23 protein-coding genes are annotated in these 24,265 nt (G+C 38.4%); 13 read left to right on the plus strand and 10 right to left on the minus strand.

Annotated elements, in window-relative coordinates:
• Positions 1-4 precede the first annotated feature (4 nt).
• The 10 genes from F2B13_RS05495 to F2B13_RS05540 form a co-directional block, all read right to left on the minus strand.
• Positions 5-862, minus strand: a complete 858-nt coding sequence (locus F2B13_RS05495) for a cytochrome c oxidase assembly protein (protein WP_198439814.1) — start codon at positions 860-862, stop codon at positions 5-7.
• Positions 859-1,410 (minus strand): cytochrome c oxidase subunit 3, encoded by a 552-nt coding sequence (locus F2B13_RS05500; protein WP_149276273.1) that lies wholly within the window; start codon positions 1,408-1,410, stop codon positions 859-861. Before F2B13_RS05500 ends, F2B13_RS05495 begins: the two co-directional genes overlap by 4 nt.
• Positions 1,410-3,065 (minus strand): cytochrome c oxidase subunit I, encoded by a 1,656-nt coding sequence (gene ctaD / locus F2B13_RS05505; RefSeq protein WP_149276274.1) that lies wholly within the window; start codon positions 3,063-3,065, stop codon positions 1,410-1,412. The genes F2B13_RS05500 and ctaD overlap by 1 nt, the downstream gene beginning before the upstream one ends.
• Positions 3,066-3,120: 55 nt before the next feature.
• Complete coding sequence (gene coxB / locus F2B13_RS05510) at positions 3,121-4,023, minus strand: cytochrome c oxidase subunit II (protein ID WP_149276275.1); 903 nt, start codon at positions 4,021-4,023, stop codon at positions 3,121-3,123.
• A gap of 203 nt (positions 4,024-4,226) precedes the next feature.
• Complete coding sequence (locus tag F2B13_RS05515; RefSeq protein WP_149303527.1) at positions 4,227-4,787, minus strand: HdeD family acid-resistance protein; 561 nt, start codon at positions 4,785-4,787, stop codon at positions 4,227-4,229.
• Positions 4,788-4,842: 55 nt separating this feature from the next.
• Positions 4,843-6,168 (minus strand): NAD(P)/FAD-dependent oxidoreductase, encoded by a 1,326-nt coding sequence (locus tag F2B13_RS05520; RefSeq protein ID WP_149276277.1) that lies wholly within the window; start codon positions 6,166-6,168, stop codon positions 4,843-4,845.
• 106 nt (positions 6,169-6,274) lie between these two features.
• Positions 6,275-6,760 carry a hypothetical protein gene (locus F2B13_RS05525; protein ID WP_149303529.1) on the minus strand — a complete coding sequence of 162 codons (486 nt, stop codon included), beginning with the start codon at positions 6,758-6,760 and terminating at the stop codon, positions 6,275-6,277.
• A gap of 111 nt (positions 6,761-6,871) precedes the next feature.
• A complete protein-coding gene (locus F2B13_RS05530) occupies positions 6,872-7,597 on the minus strand; it encodes a Crp/Fnr family transcriptional regulator (RefSeq protein WP_149276279.1) in 726 nt (241 codons plus the stop codon).
• A gap of 281 nt (positions 7,598-7,878) precedes the next feature.
• Positions 7,879-8,277 (minus strand): VOC family protein, encoded by a 399-nt coding sequence (locus F2B13_RS05535; protein WP_149276280.1) that lies wholly within the window; start codon positions 8,275-8,277, stop codon positions 7,879-7,881.
• Between the two features lie 284 nt (positions 8,278-8,561).
• Positions 8,562-9,716: a helix-turn-helix domain-containing protein gene (locus F2B13_RS05540; protein WP_149276281.1), complete on the minus strand. Its 1,155-nt coding sequence runs from the start codon at positions 9,714-9,716 to the stop codon at positions 8,562-8,564.
• A 373-nt stretch (positions 9,717-10,089) separates the two neighbouring features.
• On the opposite strand from F2B13_RS05540, the gene F2B13_RS05545 reads away from it, so the two are divergent.
• The 13 genes from F2B13_RS05545 (at position 10,090) to F2B13_RS05605 (ending at position 24,233) form a co-directional block, all read left to right on the plus strand.
• A complete protein-coding gene (locus F2B13_RS05545) occupies positions 10,090-10,662 on the plus strand; it encodes an HdeD family acid-resistance protein (protein WP_149276282.1) in 573 nt (190 codons plus the stop codon).
• Between the two features lie 36 nt (positions 10,663-10,698).
• The gene (locus F2B13_RS05550; RefSeq protein ID WP_149276283.1) at positions 10,699-10,887 is read left to right on the plus strand and encodes a hypothetical protein; all 189 of its coding nucleotides are present in this window, start codon (positions 10,699-10,701) and stop codon (positions 10,885-10,887) included.
• Positions 10,888-11,626: 739 nt separating this feature from the next.
• On the plus strand, positions 11,627-12,172 hold the full coding sequence (locus F2B13_RS05555) for a hypothetical protein (protein WP_149276284.1): 546 nt from the start codon (positions 11,627-11,629) through the stop codon (positions 12,170-12,172).
• Between the two features lie 84 nt (positions 12,173-12,256).
• Entirely contained in the window at positions 12,257-12,916 is a 660-nt protein-coding gene (locus F2B13_RS05560) for a hypothetical protein (RefSeq protein WP_149276285.1), read from the plus strand.
• A 275-nt stretch (positions 12,917-13,191) separates the two neighbouring features.
• Positions 13,192-13,557 (plus strand): arsenate reductase family protein, encoded by a 366-nt coding sequence (locus F2B13_RS05565; RefSeq protein WP_198440084.1) that lies wholly within the window; start codon positions 13,192-13,194, stop codon positions 13,555-13,557.
• A 286-nt stretch (positions 13,558-13,843) separates the two neighbouring features.
• A complete protein-coding gene (locus F2B13_RS05570; protein ID WP_149276287.1) occupies positions 13,844-15,379 on the plus strand; it encodes a GMC oxidoreductase in 1,536 nt (511 codons plus the stop codon).
• Between the two features lie 117 nt (positions 15,380-15,496).
• On the plus strand, positions 15,497-16,669 hold the full coding sequence (locus F2B13_RS05575) for an MFS transporter (protein ID WP_149276288.1): 1,173 nt from the start codon (positions 15,497-15,499) through the stop codon (positions 16,667-16,669).
• Positions 16,670-16,871: 202 nt separating this feature from the next.
• A complete protein-coding gene (locus F2B13_RS05580; protein ID WP_149276289.1) occupies positions 16,872-17,474 on the plus strand; it encodes a hypothetical protein in 603 nt (200 codons plus the stop codon).
• Between the two features lie 91 nt (positions 17,475-17,565).
• Positions 17,566-18,132, plus strand: coding sequence for a YceI family protein (locus tag F2B13_RS05585; RefSeq protein WP_149303533.1), 567 nt, complete (start codon positions 17,566-17,568; stop codon positions 18,130-18,132).
• Between the two features lie 248 nt (positions 18,133-18,380).
• A complete protein-coding gene (locus tag F2B13_RS05590) occupies positions 18,381-19,199 on the plus strand; it encodes an SDR family oxidoreductase (protein WP_149303535.1) in 819 nt (272 codons plus the stop codon).
• An 11-nt stretch (positions 19,200-19,210) separates the two neighbouring features.
• Complete coding sequence (locus F2B13_RS05595; RefSeq protein WP_149303537.1) at positions 19,211-19,669, plus strand: universal stress protein; 459 nt, start codon at positions 19,211-19,213, stop codon at positions 19,667-19,669.
• Between the two features lie 2 nt (positions 19,670-19,671).
• On the plus strand, positions 19,672-22,302 hold the full coding sequence (locus F2B13_RS05600) for an MGH1-like glycoside hydrolase domain-containing protein (protein WP_149303539.1): 2,631 nt from the start codon (positions 19,672-19,674) through the stop codon (positions 22,300-22,302).
• Entirely contained in the window at positions 22,299-24,233 is a 1,935-nt protein-coding gene (locus F2B13_RS05605) for an amylo-alpha-1,6-glucosidase (protein WP_149276294.1), read from the plus strand. The genes F2B13_RS05600 and F2B13_RS05605 overlap by 4 nt, the downstream gene beginning before the upstream one ends.
• The last annotated feature ends 32 nt before the right edge of the window (positions 24,234-24,265 follow it).

The raw sequence follows: 24,265 nt of genomic DNA on the forward strand, positions 1-24,265 counted from the left end.
ACTCTTATGTATGAATTTGTTCAATTTTTTTTGTTTTCATTATCAAAGGTTGTGGCTTAAGCTGTCCCTCCTTTTCATCATACCATCGCATCAGTATTGCCATACATAAAAACACATATAAGAAACAACCTGGAACCCACATGAGCATCCCCGCCAATTCCTGATCTGCAATAGAGCTCAATGAAAATGGGTTGCGAAGTGTTGTAGTATTGAGTGTCGCATTCGAGACGGCCGAGAAAGTCACGTAAAGCCCCAATATGGAACAACTGACACAAGATGTGAACAAATAGGCAACAGACTGCAAAGCTCCTATTCGATGAGAGCGATTGGGATTAAATACGGGCAAGGCGAACAACACCCCCATTAAAAGTAGCACCGCTAAAATTAAATTTTCAGGAACCGCGGAAAACCATCCCTCAATAGGTGCCGAAATACCGCAAATTGCCAAACCGGTCTTTGCAGACATCACAATGGCTCCAAAAAAATGTCCTCCCCACATGGCCAAAGCGCCTAAGAACCAAGCAACCATAACCAATTTCTTGCTGTTGCCACTATTCCAAAAATCATTACGCATTGAGCCTGCAAAAATATTCTTTGGCACTCCGTTTAAAATTAATATGGGTGCGACCATTACTATTAGCATTTGCTTAACCATCGCTGTACTGTGCAAACCATACTCCGAAAGAAGAGCCAAAGGAGAACCAAAAACCAAGTATAAAATGAACAAGCCCGAGGCAAAACAAACCTTGTGCACTCGTGAAGATTTTAGGACGACTACATGGGAAATCCACAAGAAGACAAAAAACAAAAGCCAACCCGCAGACCAATTTTCAAATCTTAAAAAATATTCCATTCCACTCATAATAAAGGCATTATATATACAAAATAGAAGACAAAAATCCATACCACATCCACAAAATGCCAGTAGACATCCATGCCGCTAAAGGCAGCAACCCCTACCCTCTCCATTTTTCCAATAGATAATAAAAAAATAATCGTCAACGCTATCAATCCCAATATCACGTGCAGCCCATGAAACCCTGTTAGGGTAAAAAAACTAGACCCGAATACATCAGAATCCAAAGTAATCTGTTTTTTATATAAGCCGATATATTCTCCTATCTGACCTGAAATAAAAATGACTCCCAATAACACGGTGAGCACGAGAAAAATTTTAAACCGTTTTCTGTTATCCTTTTTCAGTGCATTTTTTGCCACAATCAGGGTAACGCTGCTCGCTATCAAAAAAAGCGTGAAAATACCAGCCCTGGTTGCATCTAGGGTATGTGCCACAGTATCTACCGTATTCGTGAAATTTCTGTAATACACATATGCGATTATCAACGAAATGAAAAAAAACGTTTCAGATCCAACCAGCAAGAGTATCAACAATTTTCCTTTATCCTTCATCAATTTAAGCGTTTATCAGGATTGTCCGGATTATTCAAATCCCACAGGGGCCTACGGCTATGTATGGGGGGCAATTGCTCAAAATTCTTCAAGTTTGGCGGAGAGGGCGTACTCCATTCAAGGGTCCATGCCTCCCATGGATTGTCCTCTGCGCTTCTTGGTTTTTTCAACGTTATAAAAATGTTGTAAAGAAAAATACCAATGGCCACAAACATAAAAATTGCACCTATGGACGATATGAGATTCAAAATCTTCCAATAGGGGAGATCTGGATAGGTATAGATGCGCCTTGGCATACCCAAAATACCTAACATATGCTGCAACAAGAAAGTCATGTTGAACCCAAATACGAACAACCAGAGATGCCATTTTCCTAATTTTTCAGACAAATGCCTTCCCGTAATTTTAGGAAACCAATAAAAAATACCGGCGAATATGCCAAAGGCGGTACCTCCCAGGAACACGTAATGAATGTGGGCAACTACATAATAAGTATCTGTCAATTGCCAATCAATAGGTACTATGGCAAAAGATGCCCCACTTAACCCGCCAATCGTAAAATCTATTAAAAAGGCAAGGGCAAACATCATGGATACCGTCATACGGATACTCCCCTTGTACATCGTTCCTATCCAATTAATGACCTTGATACCCGTTGGAATACCAATGAGCATGCTACTAGCTGCAAAAAAACCGTTCACCGTGTTCGACATGCCAACGGCAAACATATGGTGTACCCAAACGCCAAATGCCAAAAGTGCAATGGCTACAGTGGATGAAGCTACAAACTTATAGCCAAAAATGGGTTTTCTTGAAAATACAGGAATAACTTCGGATATGATACCGAATGCCGGCAGAGCTAAAATGTAAACTTCCGGATGACCAAAGGCCCAGAAAAAATGTTGCCATAAGATGGCAGATCCCCCGGAAGAAGGTATAAAAAAATGGGCATCGAACTGACGATCGATAAGCATCATAAAAAGTCCCGCGTTTAATAAAGGAAAAGCGGCCAAAATCAAAAAACCATTGATAAACATCATCCAGACAAATAGTGGGAGCATGTTCAACTTCATGTCTGGAGCACGCAAGGTCAAGACCGTTGTCACAAAATTTAGAGCGGCCCCGATGCTGCCAATACCGGTTAAAATCAACCCGATAAGGTAGTAATCTACCCCATGGCTGGAGGAATAATTATTTTCGCTCAAAGGGGCATAATTGAACCACCCTGCATCGGGCCCTCCCCCTGCAAAAAAGCTAAAATACAACAGGGTTCCTCCCATGAAAGTCATCCAAAGACTAAACGCATTCAATCTAGGGAAAGCCATTTCATTGGCTCCTATCATCAAAGGTATCAGATAGGTTCCCAAGCCGATCAATGCGGGCATAAGGACTAAAAAAATCATAGTGGTCCCGTGCATGGTGAACAGCTGGTTGTAGGTCTCTGGAGATATCAACTCATTATTGGGCAACGCAAGTTGTGCTCTTAAAACCATAGCTTCCAATCCTCCTATGATAAAAAAGAAAAGTGCCAACCAGAGATACATTATGCCCAACTGCTTATGGTCCACAGAAGAAATCCAAAGTAGTTTTCCATTACCTGTTTTTATGGATGGCAATTGCTCAATGGATTCTGGTATTTTAATAAAGAATTTCACCCTTGGCTATTGTATAATTTTAAAGTTTGGTTTCTCTTGGTCTGTAAGCTTATGTCTATTTTAAATTACTCAGGTAATGCACTAGGGCTTCAAGTTCTTCTTCCGGAAAAATAAAATTCGGCATTTTAGCCCCGGATTTAACCTGTTGGGGATCCTTTAGCCAAGCCCTTAAATTTTCTTTATTATTTTCCTTCATGTCGCTTAGAAAATGTTTACGGCTTGCAAAATGGGTCAGGTTGGGGCCTATATCAGCACTATCCTGATTTACGGTTATACTGTGGCAATTGGTACAGGTGCGTTCCTCGAACACTTGTTTGCCTCGATTAAAAAGTGCATCGGAACTAAACTTTGCCTCTTTTAACTGTCCTTGCTCCCAAGCTTCAAAATCTTCTCGGCTTTGCACAATAACACGAATACGCATCCTAGCATGTTGCGCTCCACAAAACTCGCTGCAAGCCCCTAAAAACTCTCCTTCCTTTTCTGAGTAAAGCCACATATAGCTTTTCATTCCTGGAATCATATCAAGTTTTCTTCCCAAATCAGGAATCCACCAACTATGGATTACATCTGCCGATGTAAGTCCCAATAATATTTTTTCTCCGACTGGTATATGTATCTCGTTTGCCGTCAATACACCGCTTTCGGTATATCTTGCTTCCCACCACCACTGATGCCCGATGATATTTAGATCTGCCTTAGGATTATCTGGGATAGTCTGTATACTCTTCATCCCCATCAATGTCATTACCAAAAAAAAAGTGGTAATGCAAACAGCGATGATAATCATTCCTACCTCGAATTTTTCATTACCCCCACTTTGCACGGGAATTTCACCTTTGTCCCTATACTTAACCGTAAATCTGTTTATAAAGAAAACAACGAGGACAAAAATGATAAAGGCTACAATACCGAAATAAAGAAAAAGTCTTTCTGTTATTTCAATGTCGGGGAACTGCATTGGCGGTTAAAATACTTTTATTAGAAAATCTCTCCGTACAACTATTGGTCTTGCTTATCGCCGCATTCATGATAGAGACCACATCTTAAAGAATCCTTCACCTTTATCTTCTTTGTCTTATTCTGAACGTCCAACGGCTTTATCTTGCCCATGATTTTATGGTAGTCAATATAGCCAAAAAAATAAAGAAATAACTCTTAGTTTTAGCCTTTCCATAATTGAAAACCCAGTGTAATCCTGAATAACCCCATAAAGAAAAGGGCAAAGCTTACTAAATAAACTAGACTGAGTTCACCGATTAGTGGATTGATCAATATTACTAAAGCAAAAATCAAATTCAAGAAAGCTATGGCCAACGCCCATTTTGAAATTTTCTCGGTGCTGTTGATTTTCCAATAAAACATAATAAAGGTCAAGGAACGAAAAATAAGCCATATCCCTAGTATATAGGGCAATATGCTTAAGGTAACCGATTCGTAGGTTATAAGATAACACCCTATTACAAGGTCTACAAAACCCGCCAAAAACACCCAACTCCATCTTTGAAAGTGTTTTCGGACATTGAAGGCATTAAAAATTTCAAAAATACCAGTGGCCAACATCGCATAGCTAAATAGCAGGGCAAAAGAGATATAGGTTTCTATAGGTGTAAAGTAAGACCAAATAGAAAGTGCCATAAGCCCGAAACCGAGTAAAAAATGTGCCCACCAGTACTTTGGGTTCACTCCCATGGGTTTGTTCATTGTTATTGTTTGCGAATTCATACTATCAGTTTTTTAGTTTAGTATCAAAATTAGCTAGGTGATGGCAGAGCTATGGCTACTTATGTAGCAAAGAGGGCAATTTTTTTGGAAACAAATTGCCCTCTATCTTATGCTCCTTTAGGATTTTTTTGTGGTACGGTCTTATAATTAACCCCAAGGGTCGGTCATAATTCAGATAGTTTGAGAACCAATCGATAAAGGCTATTGACTTGTTTCGAAAACCGACCAAGGAAAAAATGTGTACAAACATCCATACGAACCAAGCAAATACACCTTGAAATTTATAGTGCGGTAAATCTACCACGGCTCTATTTCTTCCAATAGTGGCCATGACACCTTTGTTTTTATATGAAAACGAGCTCATCTCTTTACCCGATACCAATTTTTGTAGGTTTTTGGCCAACAAGCTTCCTTGTTGTTGTGCTACGGGAGCCAACATGGGCAACCCTTTTGGATTTTTTTCACTTTCATACGCAGCTACATCGCCAATGGCAAAACAATTTTTTGTTCCTAGTATTTGGTTGAATTCATTGACCTTTATTCGGTTTCCTTTAGTGATAAAATCCTGTGATAAACCTTCTATTGGAGCTCCCTTTACCCCTGCTGCCCAAACTAAGGTATCCGTTAAAAATGTAGTGCCATCACCAAGTTGTACCACTTTGCCGTCATAATTACTAACCTTGGCATCCAAAAAGACATTTACCCCTAATTGCTTGAGAAAGTCCAGCGCCTTTACGGATGCCTCATCGGACATAGCAGATAATAATTTGGGTGCTGCCTCATAAAGGTTGATATGCATTTTGGTTAAATCCAATCCCGGAAAATCCTTTGGGAGCATATATTTTTTCATCTCTGCCAACGCACCTGCCAACTCAATTCCCGCAGGTCCACCACCAACAATGGCTACATTAATCATTTCCTCAAGTTTAGCCTTTTCTTTTTTGGCAAAAGCCTTTTCCAAATTCTGGAATAAAAAACTGCGAAGGTTAAGAGCATCTGGAATAGATTTTAAGTTGAACATCGCATCCTTGACAGCATCAAAATTGAAAAAATTGGTCATGCTTCCTGTGGCAACCACCAAATAATCAAAGGTGATATTCCCTATAGAAGTTTCCAGTATTCCGTTATCCACATCAACCTGTTTCACCTCCGCCATCTTAAAACTTATATGTTCATATTTTCTGAAAATTCGTCGTACTGGATAGGCTATACTATCCGGTTCTAATCCGCCAGTGGCTACCTGGTACAACAAGGGCTGAAAATTGTGATAGTTATTACGGTCTATAAGTAGGATGTCAAACTGTTTTTTATTCAATTTTTTTACGAGTTCAATTCCGCCGAAACCCGCACCCACTACTACTATTCTTTTATTTTTGTGCATGGAACAAGATTATATATCATCTAATTAATTTTTTAACATCATTCTGAAAGAGAAGGATTAAAGAAATCTATTTCCTTTTTTAAATTAGGTTTTGAAAAATCTTAATTTACTGGTGGTTCAATTGTCTTTTTTCTTTGGCAAATGCCGAAATGGGAGCTGAGACCAATGCAGAAATAAATATAAATGCCGGCATTTCGACAAACAAGGTTCCCATAATTTCAAGATCTGTGAGTTGGTTCGCAAAAGGCATATCAAGTTTTAATCTGACCAGCTCGGAAGGGTCAATTTCCAAAACCAAAGCCAATAACGGGAAAAACAAAATCAAGAGATAAACCCCAGCTCTTAAACATAGCTTAAAAGCTTCCAAATAACTGACGGTATGAGACCTATTGTTCGTATAACGATAAACCATTAGCATAAAACCGATTATGATAAAAACTAGGTTCAATAACCGAACCCCTCTATTTTCATAGCTTTCGTCCAAGGAAAATAATAGTTCCAATAAGGACATTACAGCTATGATACCTATGGCACAAATCCATGCGTATCGGGACGCGCTCCATGTGTTTTTTTGTGGGTCTTGATATTTCATAATTATGATGTTTTTAATTATTCTATTTTAATTCTATGTCTATTATTGCCGATTTTTTCTCAGAGAGAAAGTTTCTTTGGCTATGACCAAATAAATTTTTGGAATACCTCCTTAACAATGTGCAGCTAAAGGCACATGACTATTCTGTACAATCATCATAAGCCTATCCGTATTTTCGATATTGATTTTTTTGCGCTGAACAGATATGGCGCCACAACCCTTTAACTCTTGAATGTGCCTGTTCAAAACAGCCCTTGTAGTTCCAATTAATTTTGCCAGTTCGCTGTTCGGCAGGTTATCAATCCTACGTAAACATCCCCTATCCATATCAAAACTTTGAATCAACAGCTTGGACAATCTTACCAATGTAGGACGCATGGAAAGATCTGCGGTCATATCCTCCAACATTCTTACATGCGAAGCCATGTATTGATATAAATGTTTTTGTGCTTGTGGATATTTATCCATCCAGCGAAGCATTTCTTCCTTTCTTATCATTAAAACCTCTGTTTCTTCAAGGGTTTCCCAATGAATTTTATGGGGTCTGTCATCCAACAAATTGAGAACATCAAAAACGTCCCCGGTGGACAAAATAAAATTGGTACGCTCCTTTTCACTGATCTCATCAACTTGATATTCCTTAATTTTTCCAGTAACCACTATGTAAAAAAATGGGAGCGGTTCGTAGGCACCACTCAAGTATGTTCCCTTGTCCCATTTTCTATACACCAATTTTTCCATTAATTCCGCTAGGGCATCTTTTGGGGTAGCTTTAAAAAATGTTGAGTCTTTCAGTGTTTCTATACTTCTTAGGTATTGACTATTTTCAGTTTGCATGATGGTTTATTTTTGTGGTTTTCTATTTCAGTGATGAACCTGTAAATGTTCCACACAAAGATTTGGGTACTAAGAGAAAATAACTAGGAAAATAAAGTACGGGAAGTTCGGAATTCGGAAAATCGAACCCGCCATCATAATCTGAACACTGTAAACCTATATGAACCAACACATTATACTCCTTATATTTTTATACGGCAGGAATGGACATAGTTCCCATTAAAAACTTTAACGGGGCAGTATTCAATCAAAAGAACACCAAAAAACAAAAGTAAAGGGAATCAAACGTTTGGATAAGGGGAGCCCGTTATTCGTAATAAATTACCATCGGGGTCATGTAGATAGATACATTCTTGTTCTTCTCTTTCTTCATTATAGAATGTATCCCTAGAAATAATGGGGATCTGTTGCCCCAATAAAATATGTTCAAGTTCTTCTATGGCCCTTTTTGAGAAAAAATGAATCTCCGAGCTTCCTGGACACACGTGACGCGGTGTGTATTTTGATCGTGTACCTAACTGATCCAAACAAATTTGGGGCCTGTTTTTTATCCTGCCATGCTCCTTACTGCCACTTACAATTACATTAAGGCCCATTTTATTAGCATAGAAGTCCCTTGATCTTTTTAAAGAGGCCACTTTTAATATCACTATATGTTCTAAGTCATGAAGTCCTAACATCGATATTGTATTTAACGGTAATTGATGCCTTGAATACGTTTTAACTAACTCTTCCCTCAAGTTCTGGGATAACTAAATTCAACCCTTGTACACCTTATCCTCTATTTTCAATAATAGTATTAAGATTACATTCGTCAAAAATCAATTCCCCCACACAGATTTTTGTAATAGAGTATCATCTGTGAAACATTATTTTAATATGCTATAAATTTCGAGAGAACGGTAATGCAAAGACGTTGAAAAGTTGAAAAAAATGTACGGATTTCGGAATTTTGAACATAATACTAGGAACCAAATCTTCTAAATTTTGCCGGAGTGGTGCCCTCTAATTTATTAAAAGAGCTGTAAAAGGTAGATTTGGAGTGAAACCCCGCTTCCATGCCAATACCTTCAATGGACAACTTTTTGGCTTTGTCACTTTGGAAGAGCTCTTTGGCGTATTCCACTCTAAAATTATTGATAAAGCTGTTAAAATTAAGATCCAAGGCTTTGTTTATGGCATAGGAAATTCTCTTTGGATGTATGTTGACGGCATCCGCCAAATCCATAATTGTAAGGTCCTGCTTTGTGAAACATTTAGATGCCTCAATATATTCCTCAATGGCATTTATCATATTTTCAACCTCTTCATCCGAAACCAAATCCTGCTTTTTCTTTGAATTTTCATAAATATCGGATTCATCCGTACTCGATGGCTTCACGGTATTGACTCTATTACTATCAGGTGCCAAGCCATCCATTTCTTCCTGTAAACTATTGATGTTCTTTTGCATCAACCCTTGGTAGGATATCCAATAGATAAGAACAACGTTGGCTATTGCTACGAAGAGATATAGAGGTTCATTACCCCAAAAATGATATTCCAACAAGAACAAATGAAAAAGTATACTGCCACAAATAAACCAAATTACCCAGTCCAATTTCCTGTGAATCAACAAACTATACTGATTCTCCAACTCCCTTCGATGCATTCTAATCCAATTCAATATCAACATACATATAAAAAACGTATAACCTAGTCCTGTTGAAAAATAGATTTTTTCCCAAATTGAATTGGCCAGTATCATTTTCGTATCTACTGGCATAAAGAAAATGACCAGCCCTATCAACACCTCCAATATTCCAGGTATCAAGGTCCAATAACTGGTCTTTCTATGTTCCAAAATGGAAACCTTTTGAATATAGATATAGAATAAGGGGTAGGCTAAAAAGTGAAATCCAAAAGGAAGTAGCTCTAATTGGGGATGAGTTTTTAGAATATTAAGGTCGCCCAATATATTAGTCACGGGTTCCAAGGAAAACAGTATAATGAAAAGTCCTAAATAATGCGTAGCTCTTTTTCTTTTGGTTCTAACAAATATCAACATAAAGCCCAACAGCAATCCTTGAACAACTCCCAAGGATTCTATAAAACTTACAAAGTTATATGTGACGTCCATCCGCGATAAAAAACAAACCGGTAACTTGGATTTTGAAATTAAAAATATGAATGTCCGAAAATAATATAAAAAACATCATTAATAATTAATATGTCTAAGTACTACCGCAATCATTAAAAACCAAATATATGTTTTGTCTTCTTAGGGACAAAAATCTTCCAATTTCAATTAAGTTTGAACTACTTCCAACCCCTACTTTAAAAACTCGTAATTCTCTTTAAGGGCTTTAGTTACTTTTCCTTAAACCCTACCATAGATTAATCTCTGTGGAATAGACAATTTGCCCTTACTGCTACTTTGGTAGCAAAAGTTCTTTACTACCCTATATAATTTAGCTCTAAGAAATAATCAAACAATCCTTAAACTTTTTAAAATGACATCAGAAATATCATCAACAAAAAAATTTCCAGGTCTAAACACCAAATATTGGTGGGTAGAAATTTTATTGGGAATAGGATTTATAGCCCTATCCATTTGGTTTTATGCCACTCCCGTTGCAACATATATCTCTTTAGCGGTATTTTTTAGCTACGTGATGTTCGTTACAGGAATTTTTGAAATTACTAATGCTATTGGCTTAATTAAGACCTCTAAGCAATGGATTATATTTCTTTTTGGAGGTATTATAGATTTGGTATTAGGTTATTTTCTCATTGCAAATGAAAATCTTACCATGGAGGTACTGCCTATTCTTCTTGGTATATGGTTCGTAATTAGGTCATTCGCTTTTTTTCTAACCTATAGCAAACTTAAAAGCAGTTCCATAAAAAATTCAGGTTGGTTCATGGCAGCCGCAGTTTTAACCTTACTCTTAGGTTTAGCGGTGTTGGCAAAACCAATACTGGGTCAATTAACTTTGGTTTATACCATAAGTTTTGCCTTTTTCTTTATGGGATTGTTTCGATTCACATTGGGAATCAAAATGTTTAAGGCACACAAAGAATAGTTTAAACAATTAAATATTAATTAAAAATTTAAAATTATGATGGAACATGATATTACTCATAGAGATCAATTAGCTCGCTTGCACGATCGCCACAAAAGGCTTTCCTTAATGGTTTATGACCATTTAAACGCAAATGAAGAAGAAAAGATGATCAAGGCCCATGAGGAAATGAAGGAAACAGCTAGGGAGTTAGAGCTATTACAGGAGAAATTACATGGAAGATAGCAGTATCATTTTTTAGAAAAGAAAAGCCGTTCAAAACATATACTTGAACGGCTTTTTTATATAATCATCTTCCTTTATCTCCATAACTGGCCATATAAAAGGTAATTCCGTAGATGTAGTATTTATACGGTTTTCCTTACTGAAAATCAATACTGCATTGGGCAATGATTCTTGCCCTGATTTCAGGGATTTAAAATCCGTCCATATACATAGGCAAAATTGGTAAAGACTTCTATTTTAACCATGTATTTCATAAAAAGGAATAACAAATTAAAAGGTCACCGTACAGCTTATAAAGAATAATAAACATAATCGCAGTAGTTTACGAAGCATACTACGAATACTTCGGATATTTTATAAAAGGTATTTTTACGCATAGTAGAACGGGCCTTTTATAAGGCTATTAAAATACTTCGCCACTCCAGAACAAATAGAAATTGGCTTTCAATTTTTTTAAAGTAAAACAGGGCTGACCAAAAGTCCAATAATTCTTTCATTTTTTCAGTATGTCGTCGCCGAATATAGGGGAATAGTACAGGTCATAAAGTACCGCTAAAGTATGGCCGAAACTCCTAACAAAACAAAGACCAAAACACTTTAAAGAATCCAAAAAAATAAGGTAAAAATGAATAGGTTCTGCTACAAAAGTAGCAACAGAGGTTGTAAACCGAACTTACATTTGTTATAGATTAATTTCTAAAAAAATAAATGGTTAAACAATAAATAAAAACTAAAAACCATGAAAAAAGTAGTATTAAGTTTAGTTGTTTTAGGGCTAAGTGCCCAGGCGTTCGCACAGGATGTTCTCTATTCCGCAAAAATCAAAGAGGAAGATGTTCCTGAAGTTATTATTGAAGCAGTAGAGCGGGATTATCCGGATTTCACCATAGAGGAATATGCAGCAATACCCATTGAATACGTTGAAAGCGACGTATATGTCAATAGAAGTATTGACTCAGTCGATGATTATGACACTTTTGATATCACTCTTGAAGGAAAGGGAAAAGAGTTTACAGCTACCTATAATAAGTATGGAGATTTAATTAGCACATCTGAACACCTCAAAAACATAGCTCCTCCAGCTGCTGTTAGAAACGCGGTGGCCAAATCCTATCCAGGATGGACAATAGAAAAAGACGTTTACAATATGAAAAGTTATGGAAATGGGAAAGCACGTGAGCGTTATAGAATGGAATTGACCAAAGGCAACGAAAAAATGCACGTCTACACAAATGCCAATGGGAAAATCCTTAATAGGCCCAAAATGAAAAAAATGGGCAAATAAAAATATCACATATACCTGGTTAAAAATCTGTTTCCAAATTCAGGTTGCCAGGTATATTTTAATAAAAGCGTAAAATTTAGAAAGATGAAAACCAAAGGAGTTTTAGCGTTCATAATGATTACTTCCCTCTTTCTCGGTTGTAAAGAAACCCCAAAGGAAGTGGACAATGTAATAGAAGATTATACGGTCACAAAGCTGCCCAATGAGTCTGATGGACATTTTGCCGCCGCATTGGTAAGTCTAAAACAGGACAATAAAAAAGAGGCTGCACAACATCTACAAAAAGGTATTGAAGAACTCAATAAAGAAGGAGCCGACGTTTCAGGGCTATACAAAGTAAACTTGGAAAAGGCCATGAGCGGCCTTTCCAAATTGGAGAATGACTTAAAAACCGGCAAAGAAGTTTCTGTAGAATCGCTTCGTGAAATGATGGCAAATGCAGAAATAAACATTGCACATGATTATCTCTCAACAGATGACGTGTATGTCTTGGAAGAGCCTACGACAACGTCGTCACAACATACACGAAGGGCCTTTGAGCATTCACTCAACAATTTGAAAAAAGAAGAAGGAAAATTTAATAAAGAAGTACAAAAAGAAGGTGAGTCGTTGTTAGACGAAGGGCGGAAACTGGAAAAGGAATATCAAGATTGGGAAAAACGCGCAGCTGCCCATACTAAAAAACTAAATGAACACTTTAAGGAGTATTACCCAGAATATTATGTAGGGGTATACGCATTTTAGTGGTATGATTGGTTGAAGAGGGATGGCCCGTTTAGGGCCTTCCTTTTTTATTGTCAAAATATTGCCCTGTACTAAAAAAGCTTAGCCTATTTCTACCCAAATTTATTTTTCTTAGTAAAGAATCTCATTGATTTCCTATCCATTCTAGGATAACAAATCCTATGTTCTGTTTATCCATTAAAATCATACAAAATTATAGGTTCTGCTACCAAAGTAGCAACACGGCTTTTTTAAAAAAGATACATTTGATCTACAAATTTGTAAAATTAAATGCCATGCCAGAAATCGCCACTTCAGAATGGGAAATTGTTCTTTTCTATAATCCCAATCATCCGGGTTCTCAGAAGACCTTAGCTTATGCCAAGGGGGAAGGCCTTCCCTTACGGGATGTAGATATCATCAAAAATCAATTTACCGGGACACAATTGGAAGAACTTGCGGGACGTTTGGGCTTACCTATAGATGGTTTAGTAAACAAAGAACATCCTCATTATGATAAACATTATGCAAATGCGAATTTTGACGACGAAGGTTGGATAAAAATTATGAGAAAGAACCCAGCACTTATAAAAGAACCTATTGCTATACGTGGGCACAAAGCTATTATTGTCAATACCCCGAGTGACCTCTCAAGACTGTAGTTTTTTATGCTCCAGATCCAATTCCTCCCACTTAAATAATTTATTTTAATGTGCTACCAAAGTAGTATTCGCTATATGGACTATTCAATACATATATCTCGATAAGAAAAAACCATGGAAAACAAACCTTTTCTAGGAATAGAATAGGTCGGCTAAAGACCAATTCATTATAAGGATTTTCAATGAAGCAGAGAGCATACTTGTCCACAGAGCATTTTTATCTAAAAAGAACTGGCAGATATTCCGTAGTCTCTGCTACAAAATACTAAAAACAAATAGTTGAATTATGAATGAGCAGTATGATATTATCATTGTTGGGTCAGGTGCAGGAGGAGCTACACTGGCACTCAAATTGGCAGATTCCGGTAAAAAAATCTTGGTAATCGAAAGAGGGGGGTATATTCCTGTAGAAAAGGAGAATTGGGATAGTGAGGAGGTGTTTGTAAAGAATAGATACACTACTAACGAAAATTGGTTGGATAAAAAAGAAAAGCCCTTTCAGCCTGGTCAACATTATAACGTAGGTGGAAATACAAAGCTCTATGGCGCCGCTCTTTTTAGAATGCGGGAGAATGATTTTAACGAGGTAAGGCACCATGGTGGCATCTCCCCCAAATGGCCTATTTCCTACACCGATTTGAAACCTTATTATTTGGAAGCTGAACAATTGTATTCGGTTCACGGGAAAAGAGGGGTGGATCCTACTGAACCATTTGAAGAAAATCCTTTTCCATTTGGCCCACTACCGCACGAACCGCGCATTCAAGAAGTGATTACCGACTTAAAAGAATTCGGACTTCATCCTTTTCCTTTACCTATTGGAGTTAATCCTACAAACGCTAAAAAAGCTAATGCCCCTTTCGTATTGGATCGATTTGATGGCTATCCGGACCCAACGGAACACAAGGCCGATGCCCATGTCAATGCATTACGCAAGGCACTGGAATATGAAAATGTAACCTTGATGACCCAGACCAAGGTAACCAAATTGCTTACCAATGCATCTGGCTCAGAAATTAAAGAGGTACATGCGGAATGCGAGGGGAGAATTCTGAAGCTACAGGCCGATTTGATTGTCCTTTCCTGTGGTGCCATTAATTCTGCCGCGCTTTTGCTTAAAAGTGCCAATTCTCAATTTCCCAATGGCCTGTCAAATTCTTCCGATGTTGTAGGTAGGCATTATATGTTCCATAACAACTCTGCCATGTTGGCCATCTCCAAAGAGGAAAATCAGACCAAATTCGGAAAGACCTTCGGAATCAATGATTATTATTATGGGAGCGATGATTTTGAATTTCCTTTGGGCCATATCCAAATGCTGGGTAAATCCGATAAAATACAGATCAGTGGCGATAGTCCAATTCCCGCTCCTGGATTTACTTTTGAGCTCTTGGCGAAACATTCGGTTGATTTTTGGATGGCGTCCGAAGACTTGCCCGATCCCAACAACCGTATTTCAATCGTTAAACAACAGATTAAAATAGAGTATACCCCCAATAATTTAGAGGGGCATAAAAGATTAAAGGAAAAACTGAAATTCGCTTTAGAACATTCCGGAAAATTTTCACATTACTTTCCAAAGAGCATTTACTTTTCAAAAGACATGCCTTTGGCGGCGGTTGCCCATCAAAATGGGACGGTACGCTTTGGAAACGATCCTAAGACCTCCGCTTTGGACATCCATTGTCGGTCGCACGACATCAAAAACCTATTTGTTGTAGATGGAAGCTTTTTCGTTTCCAGCTCAGCGGTCAACCCGGCCCTCACCATCATGGCTATGGCCTTACGCGTTGGGGATTATATAAAAAACCAGGTTTTATGATAAGGTTTGGGATTTTACCAACTACATTTTTGATATACCCACCCAAACTCTTCCAAACTGAGACAGGTATTGTCATTAATAGCTATTATGCATTTTAATGGTCATCAATTGTCACAAATGAAGTACGCTAAAATAACTATGGTCTACCTAGGAGGTTTGCTCACTGGGTTGGCGCTGATTTTATATCCTTCCGTGGGTCCTATTTTAACGGATACAGGTTCCGAGGGATTCGGTTTCAGCAGCGGTCAGTTTGGCAACCTTTTTATTCCTCAGACCGTATTTGCCATAATTTCTGCCTTAAGCTCACCCTTTTTGGCTAAAGTATTCGGTATCAAAAAAATTTTGCTCTTTGGCGCAAATGCACTTTTAGTATCAATGCTCCTATTATATTTTAGTCATTTTCTAATTTTACAAAAGACAGAGGCTTGGATGCTTTTGCTGGTAGGGACAACTTTTTTAGGTACGGGTTTCGGAATGGTAATAACGGGACTGAATCCAATTGCTTTTGCCCTGTTTCCTACTAACAAAGTGGCCTCCGTGGCCGCTCTTCATTTTTTTCTTGGTTTAGGAACTGCCGGTGCTCCTTTACTTTTGGGATTGGTTCAAAAGGGTGGTTCGTGGTTTAATCTTCCATTGGTGGTTGCCGGAGCACTTTTATTATTTGTTGTACTGGTAATGTTTCTGAGTTTTGAAAAGAATAAAGCTTTACTTTCTCCCAAAGGCTTGAAAGTTCCATTGGGATTGTGGGTCTTTGTGGCCATTGTAACTTTATATGGTGTTTGCGAAGGTACGTTTGGAAGCTTCGGCTCCGTTTTTTTAAAGTCACAAGGTTTAAACGTAGCACAGGCATCTTTAGGCCTTGCCTTGTTCTGGGCCGGTCTTGCCTTTGGCCGTATACTTTTCAGTTTGGTGTCCTTAAAGCTAAATCTCAATTGGTTTTATATGGTTTCTTTAATTGTGGTGGGGATACTTCTCTATTTAATACCATCCATAAAAGGTGCCGGATTGAACATCGCCACAATGGCCCTAAGTGGTTTCTTCATGTCATCCATCTTTCCTAGGTCCGTTAGTTGGGCGACAGAAACCTTTAAGGATAATGCTGTGATGGCATCTGGACTAATGGTAGCATCATTGCAATTTGGTACTGGAATAAGTACCAATTTTCTAGGAATTGTCAGCAAGACCCAATCGTTTGCTCTTCTGTTCAAGATAATAGCAGGAGTAGCCATTATAGCTTTTGTACTGATTATTTTTGCAAGTAAAAAATTTCCGCAAGACAACACTACTTAACTTTTTAATATAAAAAATAATGATCACTGGTGTGCTATTAAAAATGCCAGATTCATTATTCCCAATAGTTGAACTTTTAAAACTTAGGGGACGAGCGAACTTACTTTTCGAAATGAAATTTTAATTCAATGCTACCAAAGTAGCAATCTAACCTTGCACATCACCCTACATTTGAAATATGAAATCCTGTAAATAAATACGTATGAAAAGTATACTGCTTACCACCATTATTATGACTACCACTTTTGCTTTTTCACAAGAACTTCCAGAAGCGGTAAGTCGATCTTTCCACAAACAATTCCCAAATAAGGAAATATCCTCTTGGCAAGACAATAGCAATTATCAATTTTATACTGACTGGGATGAGGACACCTATTTTGCCGACTACAATCTTGATGGTTTTACCGATACCGCAAAAGAGGAAGTTTTTGGTGTAGAACCCGGATCTGATATCCAAAGTATTTATATGGTTCCATTAGACCATGTAATAGAAGACCTCCGGCCACCGACCCTATATCAAATTAATTTCATTAAAAATGAAAGAAGAATGGCCTCCATTTTCACGCCTGACGGAACCTTTGTGATGGCTAAAGAAAGAGTGCGATTACTGCCCAACATTGTACGATCGGCACTTCTGGGGGAATTCAAAGGTAAGACCATTAAGGTTGGCAATGATATCGAAAAAATGATAGTCCCTAACCAACCCCTGGCCATATACAGGGTAAAAGTAGAAATTCAACATGGCAAGGAGCATATTCTCAAAATCGATGAAAATGGAACGATCATTTCCAATAGGGCTTTATGATATTTCCCGACCGTTGCTATGAATATTCGTTCCTAAATTGATTCTTATTGAAGATTCTAAAAATAAAGTTTTCTAATTTAAAAAAATGAAAATGGAAAAATTAACCACCATCTTTTTAACTAGTGTCACCGGGCTATTAATGACATTCAATGTAGCTGCAGCACAAAATAATAATATTCAAACCCACATATCCTATCAGGTAAATATGGGGCCCGTTTACCCAATAAACGGTGACAACTATCAAATAATAGGCAAAGTCACACTCAATGATGAAACTAACGCACTGGAGGCTATTTCCTTTGATGTACCCTTAAATAGTTTTAATGGCCAAAACGCAGGCTATCTTGCTTGGGTGGCCAATAGCTGGAACAATCCCAACATGGAATTTACAAGCAATTCCATTATGGACAAGGGGGATGGCAAACTTATTATCAAGGGGGATTTGAAGCTTAGGAGAAGGTTTTCCTCCATTAAAATCAATATGGAAAGAAGGGACATAGACAATAAAATAGTATTGGAAGGGGATTTTACATTGAATACTAATGACTTTTTCATTGTCCCCCCTTCAAATACCTTGGTACCCACGTGGATTCCGTTTAGGTTGACCTTGGTTTTTGACAAGCCGTCAAAAAATGATAAACAAATCTCTTTATACTAAACAAGATGATTTCTGTCTTACAAAAGAAAAGTTATTAAATTGGATTGACTGAAGATTAAATTCACAAGGTCCCTGAAAAGGAATCAACATCAAATAATGAATGGCCATGTTCAATTATAACTAACCGTACAGGTCAAACCCCATTGATAATAGCACCTTTCTATACTGTGCGGCAATAGTAAAACAGGGATAAGTAAGATGCGATTCACAAGATTACCGTTTAAGAAACAAACTTTAAAAAGAATAATATGCAAAAACCAAATAATAGGTTGGCCGGTCAAACGGCCATTGTCACGGGAGCCAATTCTGGAATTGGGGAAGCCATTGCCATAGCTTTGGGACGTGATGGCGCCAACGTGGTCGTCAATTATATTTCACACCCCGAAGTGGCCGAGGAAATTGCGCAAAAAATCAGTCACAACGATATCTCGGGAAATGCCATTGCCATTAAATGTGATGTAAGTAAGGAGGACGACGTAATACACATGTTCAAACAGACCGTTGATCATTTTGGCACAGTTGATATCTGCGTCCCCAACGCAGGGTTGCAGAAAGATTCGGCAATGCATGAAATGTCCTTGGCAGATTGGCAATTGGTGTTGGACGTGAACCTTACGGGGCAGTTTTTATGTGCTAGGGAAGCTATCCGTGAGTTCTTGAAAAGAGGTATGCGTCCAACTATTTCAAAATCCCTGGGAAAGATCATCCATACAAGTTCGGTTCATCAAATAATTCCTTGGGCGGGACATGCAAATTATGCGGCTACCAAAGGCGCTATCGTAATGCTTATGGAAAGTATCTGTCAAGAATATGCACCCCTTAAAGTACGCTGCAACAGCATAGCACCCGGGGCCATAAAGACCCCAATCAACAAATCCGCATGGGACACTCCGGAGGCATTGCAGGAACTTAATAAATTAATTCCGTATAAAAGGATTGGAATACCGGAGGATATTGGCAGTGCCGCAGCCTGGTTGGCTTCAGATGAATCTGAATACGTTAATGGAACCACAATCTTTGTGGATGGCGGCATGACATGTTATCCCGGTTTCACAACCAATGGTTAATACTATAAAAGATGAAAAAAGTACTTATTGCAGTAGATTATCATCCCAATGCTACAAAAGTCGTAAAAGCAGGTTATGACCTTGCCAAAACCTTAAATGCAAAGGTTTGTTTGCTACATGTGGTAATGGAATTTGGATATTACAACACCCAATACCCAACATTTATGGGCTACGATTTCATCTCCATGGGATCAAATATGAACATTCATAAAGATTTATTGGAAGTGTCGGATAACTATTTGACCAAAATTTCCGGCTATTTAGAAGACCCACAAGTGGAGACCCATACGGAGGACGGCGAAACCGCCGATACTATTTTAGACTATGCAAAAAAATGGAATGCCAACATCATCGTAATGGGAACCCATAGCCATAGTGTACTGGAAAAGTTGTTGATGGGCAATGTGGCAAAAAAAGTTTTGGAACATAGTCATATACCGATCTATATGGTTCCAATTAAGAATAAATAAGAATGGGTGCCGAGGAAAAAAGGATTCAAGAAAAAGATGCACACCAAAAAAACTGGCTCCATTGGGGACCCTATTTAAGCGAGCGCCAGTGGGGAACTGTCCGTGAGGATTATAGTGCCCAAGGTAACGCTTGGGAATATTTTCCCCATGACCATGCCCGAAGCAGGTCTTATCGTTGGGGCGAGGATGGCCTTGCCGGCATCTGTGATCAATATTGCAATATCTGTTTTGGGGTTTCCTTTTGGAATGGTAAAGACCCCATTTTAAAAGAGCGTTTATTCGGACTTACGGGCAATCAGGGGAATCATGGTGAAGACGTAAAAGAACTTTATTATTATCTGGAAAACACGCCTACCCATTCGTACATGAAGCACTTGTACAAATACCCTCAAAACGAATTTCCGTATGGACATATAGTTGAGGAGAATGCAAGAAGAAACCGAAATGATTTAGAGTATGAATTATTGGATACCGGAATTTTTGAAAACGACGAATATTTTGACATTTTTACGGAGTATGCCAAAGCGGATGCCGAGGATATTTTAATAAAAATAACGGTAGTCAACAGAAGTAAAGACGATGCCACTTTATCCCTACTCCCTACTTTATGGATACGGAATTATTGGAGTTTTAAGGAAAGACCACTAAAACCGATAATTAAAAAACAGATGGGGAACGAACAGACTTATGTTTCCATAGACCATCATCATATTGGGAACTATAACCTGTACTTTGATCAGGCCTCTAAGCTTTTATTTACGGAGAACGAAACCAATTTTGAAAAAGTCTTTGGCGCCCAAAACGACCACCCTTTTAAAAAAGACTTGTTTCATAATGCGGTAATTAATAATAAGTGTGCCTTGGCCACCCAAAAACAGGAAGGTACTAAGTTTGCCCCGCTGTATAATTTGAATGTTAAGGCGGGAGAATCAGTTACTATCAAACTAAGGCTTACCGATAAAACGTTAGATGACCCCTTAAGCAGTAATTTCGAAACTATTTTTGATCAACGTGTTAATGAATGTAACGATTTCTATAAAGCTATGGGGAAGCAAGTAAGTGATGAAATAAATGGTATTCAACGCCAAGCCTTGGCTTCGTTACTCTGGTCAAAACAATATTATAATTATGAAGTGGAACCTTGGTTGTACGGTGATCCAAAACAGCCAACCCCACCCCCCGAACGTTTACACGGAAGAAACAGTAATTGGAAAACCTTAAGAAACCATGATGTTATGGCTATGCCCGATACTTGGGAATATCCATGGTATGCCGCTTGGGATTCTTCTTTTCACTGCACGAGCTTGGCACTGGTTGACCCCACCTTTGCAAAAAAACAGTTGCTTTTGTTCACCAAGGAATGGTACATGGCGCCGAACGGGCAAATTCCTGCTTATGAGTGGAATTTTAGCGATGTAAACCCTCCTGTTCAAGCTTGGGCAGCTATCAATATTTACCAAATCGAAAAAAGTAAAACGGGCAAAGGGGACATCGACTTTTTAAAACAAATGTTCAATAAACTGGCCCTAAATTTCACGTGGTGGGTCAACAGGTTGGATAATAAGGACAACAATGTCTTTGAAGGAGGTTTTTTAGGACTGGACAATATCGGTGTCTTCGACCGAAGCCATGGAATACCGGGTGGGGGACATTTGGAGCAAGTAGATGGTACTTCTTGGATGGCATTATATTGCCTAAATATGTTAAAGATTAGCTTGGATCTGGCTTTGGAAGACTTTACTTATGAGGACATGGCCATAAAGTATTTCGGACATTTCGTGTTCATTGCTGAAGCATTGAACAAAAGAAGTGAGGAATTTATTGGAACATGGGACGAACAGGAAGGTTTTTTCTATGACAAATTGGTATTGCCCAATGGTCAATATACCCCGATCAAAGTCCGTTCCATTTCGGGTATGCTTGCGATGGTGGCCGTTTTTTGTATAAAAAAGGAGGTTTTTGAAAAACTTCCACAGTTTGCAAAAAGTGTAGATTGGTTTAAAAAATATCGTATGAATACCCTTAAATATCCCGTCATCCAAGAGATAGGGGAAAACGATAATCTATTACTCAGCCTGGTCCCCAACGAACGAATGCAAATTTTGATAAAGACCCTGTTGGACGAAAATGAATTTTTAGGGCCCTGCGGCATTAGGTCTTTATCTAAAAAACATGAAAACCCATATACTATAGACATCAACAACGTTCAATATAGTATTGACTACGAGCCTGCCGAGTCCACTACAAGTCTTTTTGGAGGCAATTCCAACTGGAGGGGACCCATATGGTTTCCAATGAACTACCTCTTTATACAGGCCTTACGTGAATATTATTCCTATTGTGGGGGCAATCTAAAATTTGAATATCCCACAGGAAACAATAATGCAATGGATCTTAAAGAAATAAGCAATGCGTTATCAAGGCGGCTTATCAAAATTTTTGAAAAAGATTCCAACGGAAATAGACCGGTACATGCATTGCACCAATCACAATATGCCGATGAGCATTTTAAAGACTTGATTTTATTCTACGAATACTTTCATGGAGACACGGGCCGTGGCGTAGGTGCATCGCACCAAACAGGGTGGACGGCGCTTGTCGCCAATTTAATCAACGAAATGGAAGAGAAATGAATGAATGGTATGATAGGGAATGGCTCTTGACCAATGGTCTTGGAGGTTTCGTTTCAAGTACGGTGAGCAATGCCAACACCCGGCACTACCATGGGCTGCTGATGGCCGCTTTTAAACCACCTACCAGTCGTAAGGTCTTAGTGGCAAAAATTGAGGAAAGGGTGCTGTTGCAAGGGGAATATTTTGATCTCTCCTGCAACCAATATCCAGATGTAATACACCCAGACGGCCGTCAATTTTTAAAGAATTTTAATGCAAGCCCCTTACCTTACTGGCAATATGCCAACGATAACTGGAAAATAGAAAAAAGTATCTGTATGGTCGATGGTGCAAACACCTCACTTGTCAAATACAAAAATAATGGTTCTGAAACCTTTGTTTTAGAACTACATCCGTTATATGCCTATTGCGATTACCACGCTACTTTTCATGAAGACCCGGCGTTTGATTTTTATACAGAATTCAATCGCGACCATTTAAAAACGTATGCTACCTATGGCGCTCATCCTATTTTTTCCAAATGGTCTGAAGGACAGTTTATAGAGGCGAGAACTTGGTACAAAAACATTCAACTATTAAAATCTCGGGATAGAGGGTTGGATTATACGTGTGATTATTATCGCATTGGTTATGTAAAAAAGGAACTTAAGCCCGGTGAACACCTTTTTATATGTTTTTCGTCCGAAGAGCAGCTGTCCGAGGAGGACCTTGGGAAATTATGGGACAAGCAATATCGGAAGGCAACAAAAAAAAGTTCTAGTACCACATCGGAATTTTATAAAGACCTCTTAGTTGCTGGAAATCAATTTTTGGTAGAGCGAACATCGACCAAAAGTAAATCAATAATCGCCGGTTATCATTGGTTTACCGACTGGGGAAGGGACACTATGATCTCAATACGAGGTTTGACCATAACCACGGGCAGAAAACAAATATCAAAAGCCATTCTAACTACTTTTTATAAAAGCCTGGATCGGGGAATGCTCCCAAATCGGTTTCCCGACAATGAGGAAGATAAACCGGAGTACAACAATATAGACGCCACCCTTTGGCTTTTTGTGGCGACCTATGAATACTTTAAAAAGTTTAATGATTGTACTTTCATCAAAAAACATATAAAAGACCTCAAGGAAATTTTGGTTTGTCATATAAAAGGAACCCGTTTTAACATCCACGTTACCGATGAAGGTTTTTTATATGGTGGTCAAGAAGGGGAGCAACTTACGTGGATGGATGCCATCGTTGAAGGCACGGTAGTTACTCCCCGTATAGGTTGTCCGGTGGAAGTTAATGCACTTTGGTACAATGCCCTAAAGATCTATGAATCCTTCTGCAAGGAACTAAAAATATCCTTGGATGAAAATTTGTTGGACATTAGAATTAAGTTCGAGGAAAACTTCGCCCATTATTTTAGTAACCAGGATGGTACACTCCATGATGTAATCATACCTAATGTTTCGGTTGATACCAGTTTTAGACCCAATCAAGTGTTTGTCCTTAGTCTACCGTTTACAATTCTAGATAAAGCTCAGCAAAAAATCATTTTTGAAGCCATTAAGGCTAATTTATTTACTTCGTATGGACTACGGACATTGCATCCCGAAGACCCACAATTTATACCCAATTATGAGGGTGACCAATGGTCTAGGGACCACGCATATCATCAAGGTACGGTTTGGCCCTATTTGCTACATGAATATTACACGGCATTTTTAAGAATCTATAGAAACACCAAGAAAAATAGAAACAGGGTCGTAACGGAACTGACCGAACTCAAAACCCATTTTTACGAAAATGAGGGACTTCATTGCATTTCTGAGGTCTTTGACGGATTGGAGCCGCATGAGGGCAAAGGTTGTATTCAACAGGCCTGGTCGGTAGCAGCTTTAATAAAACTCTATACCGATTACAGGCTTTATGAATTGGATTAATTTCCTTTGAAATGAATCCGACAGATTACTCT

The organism is Pareuzebyella sediminis (genome assembly GCF_008367235.1).
In the GTDB taxonomy this organism is placed as follows: Bacteria; Bacteroidota; Bacteroidia; order Flavobacteriales; family Flavobacteriaceae; genus Pareuzebyella; species Pareuzebyella sediminis.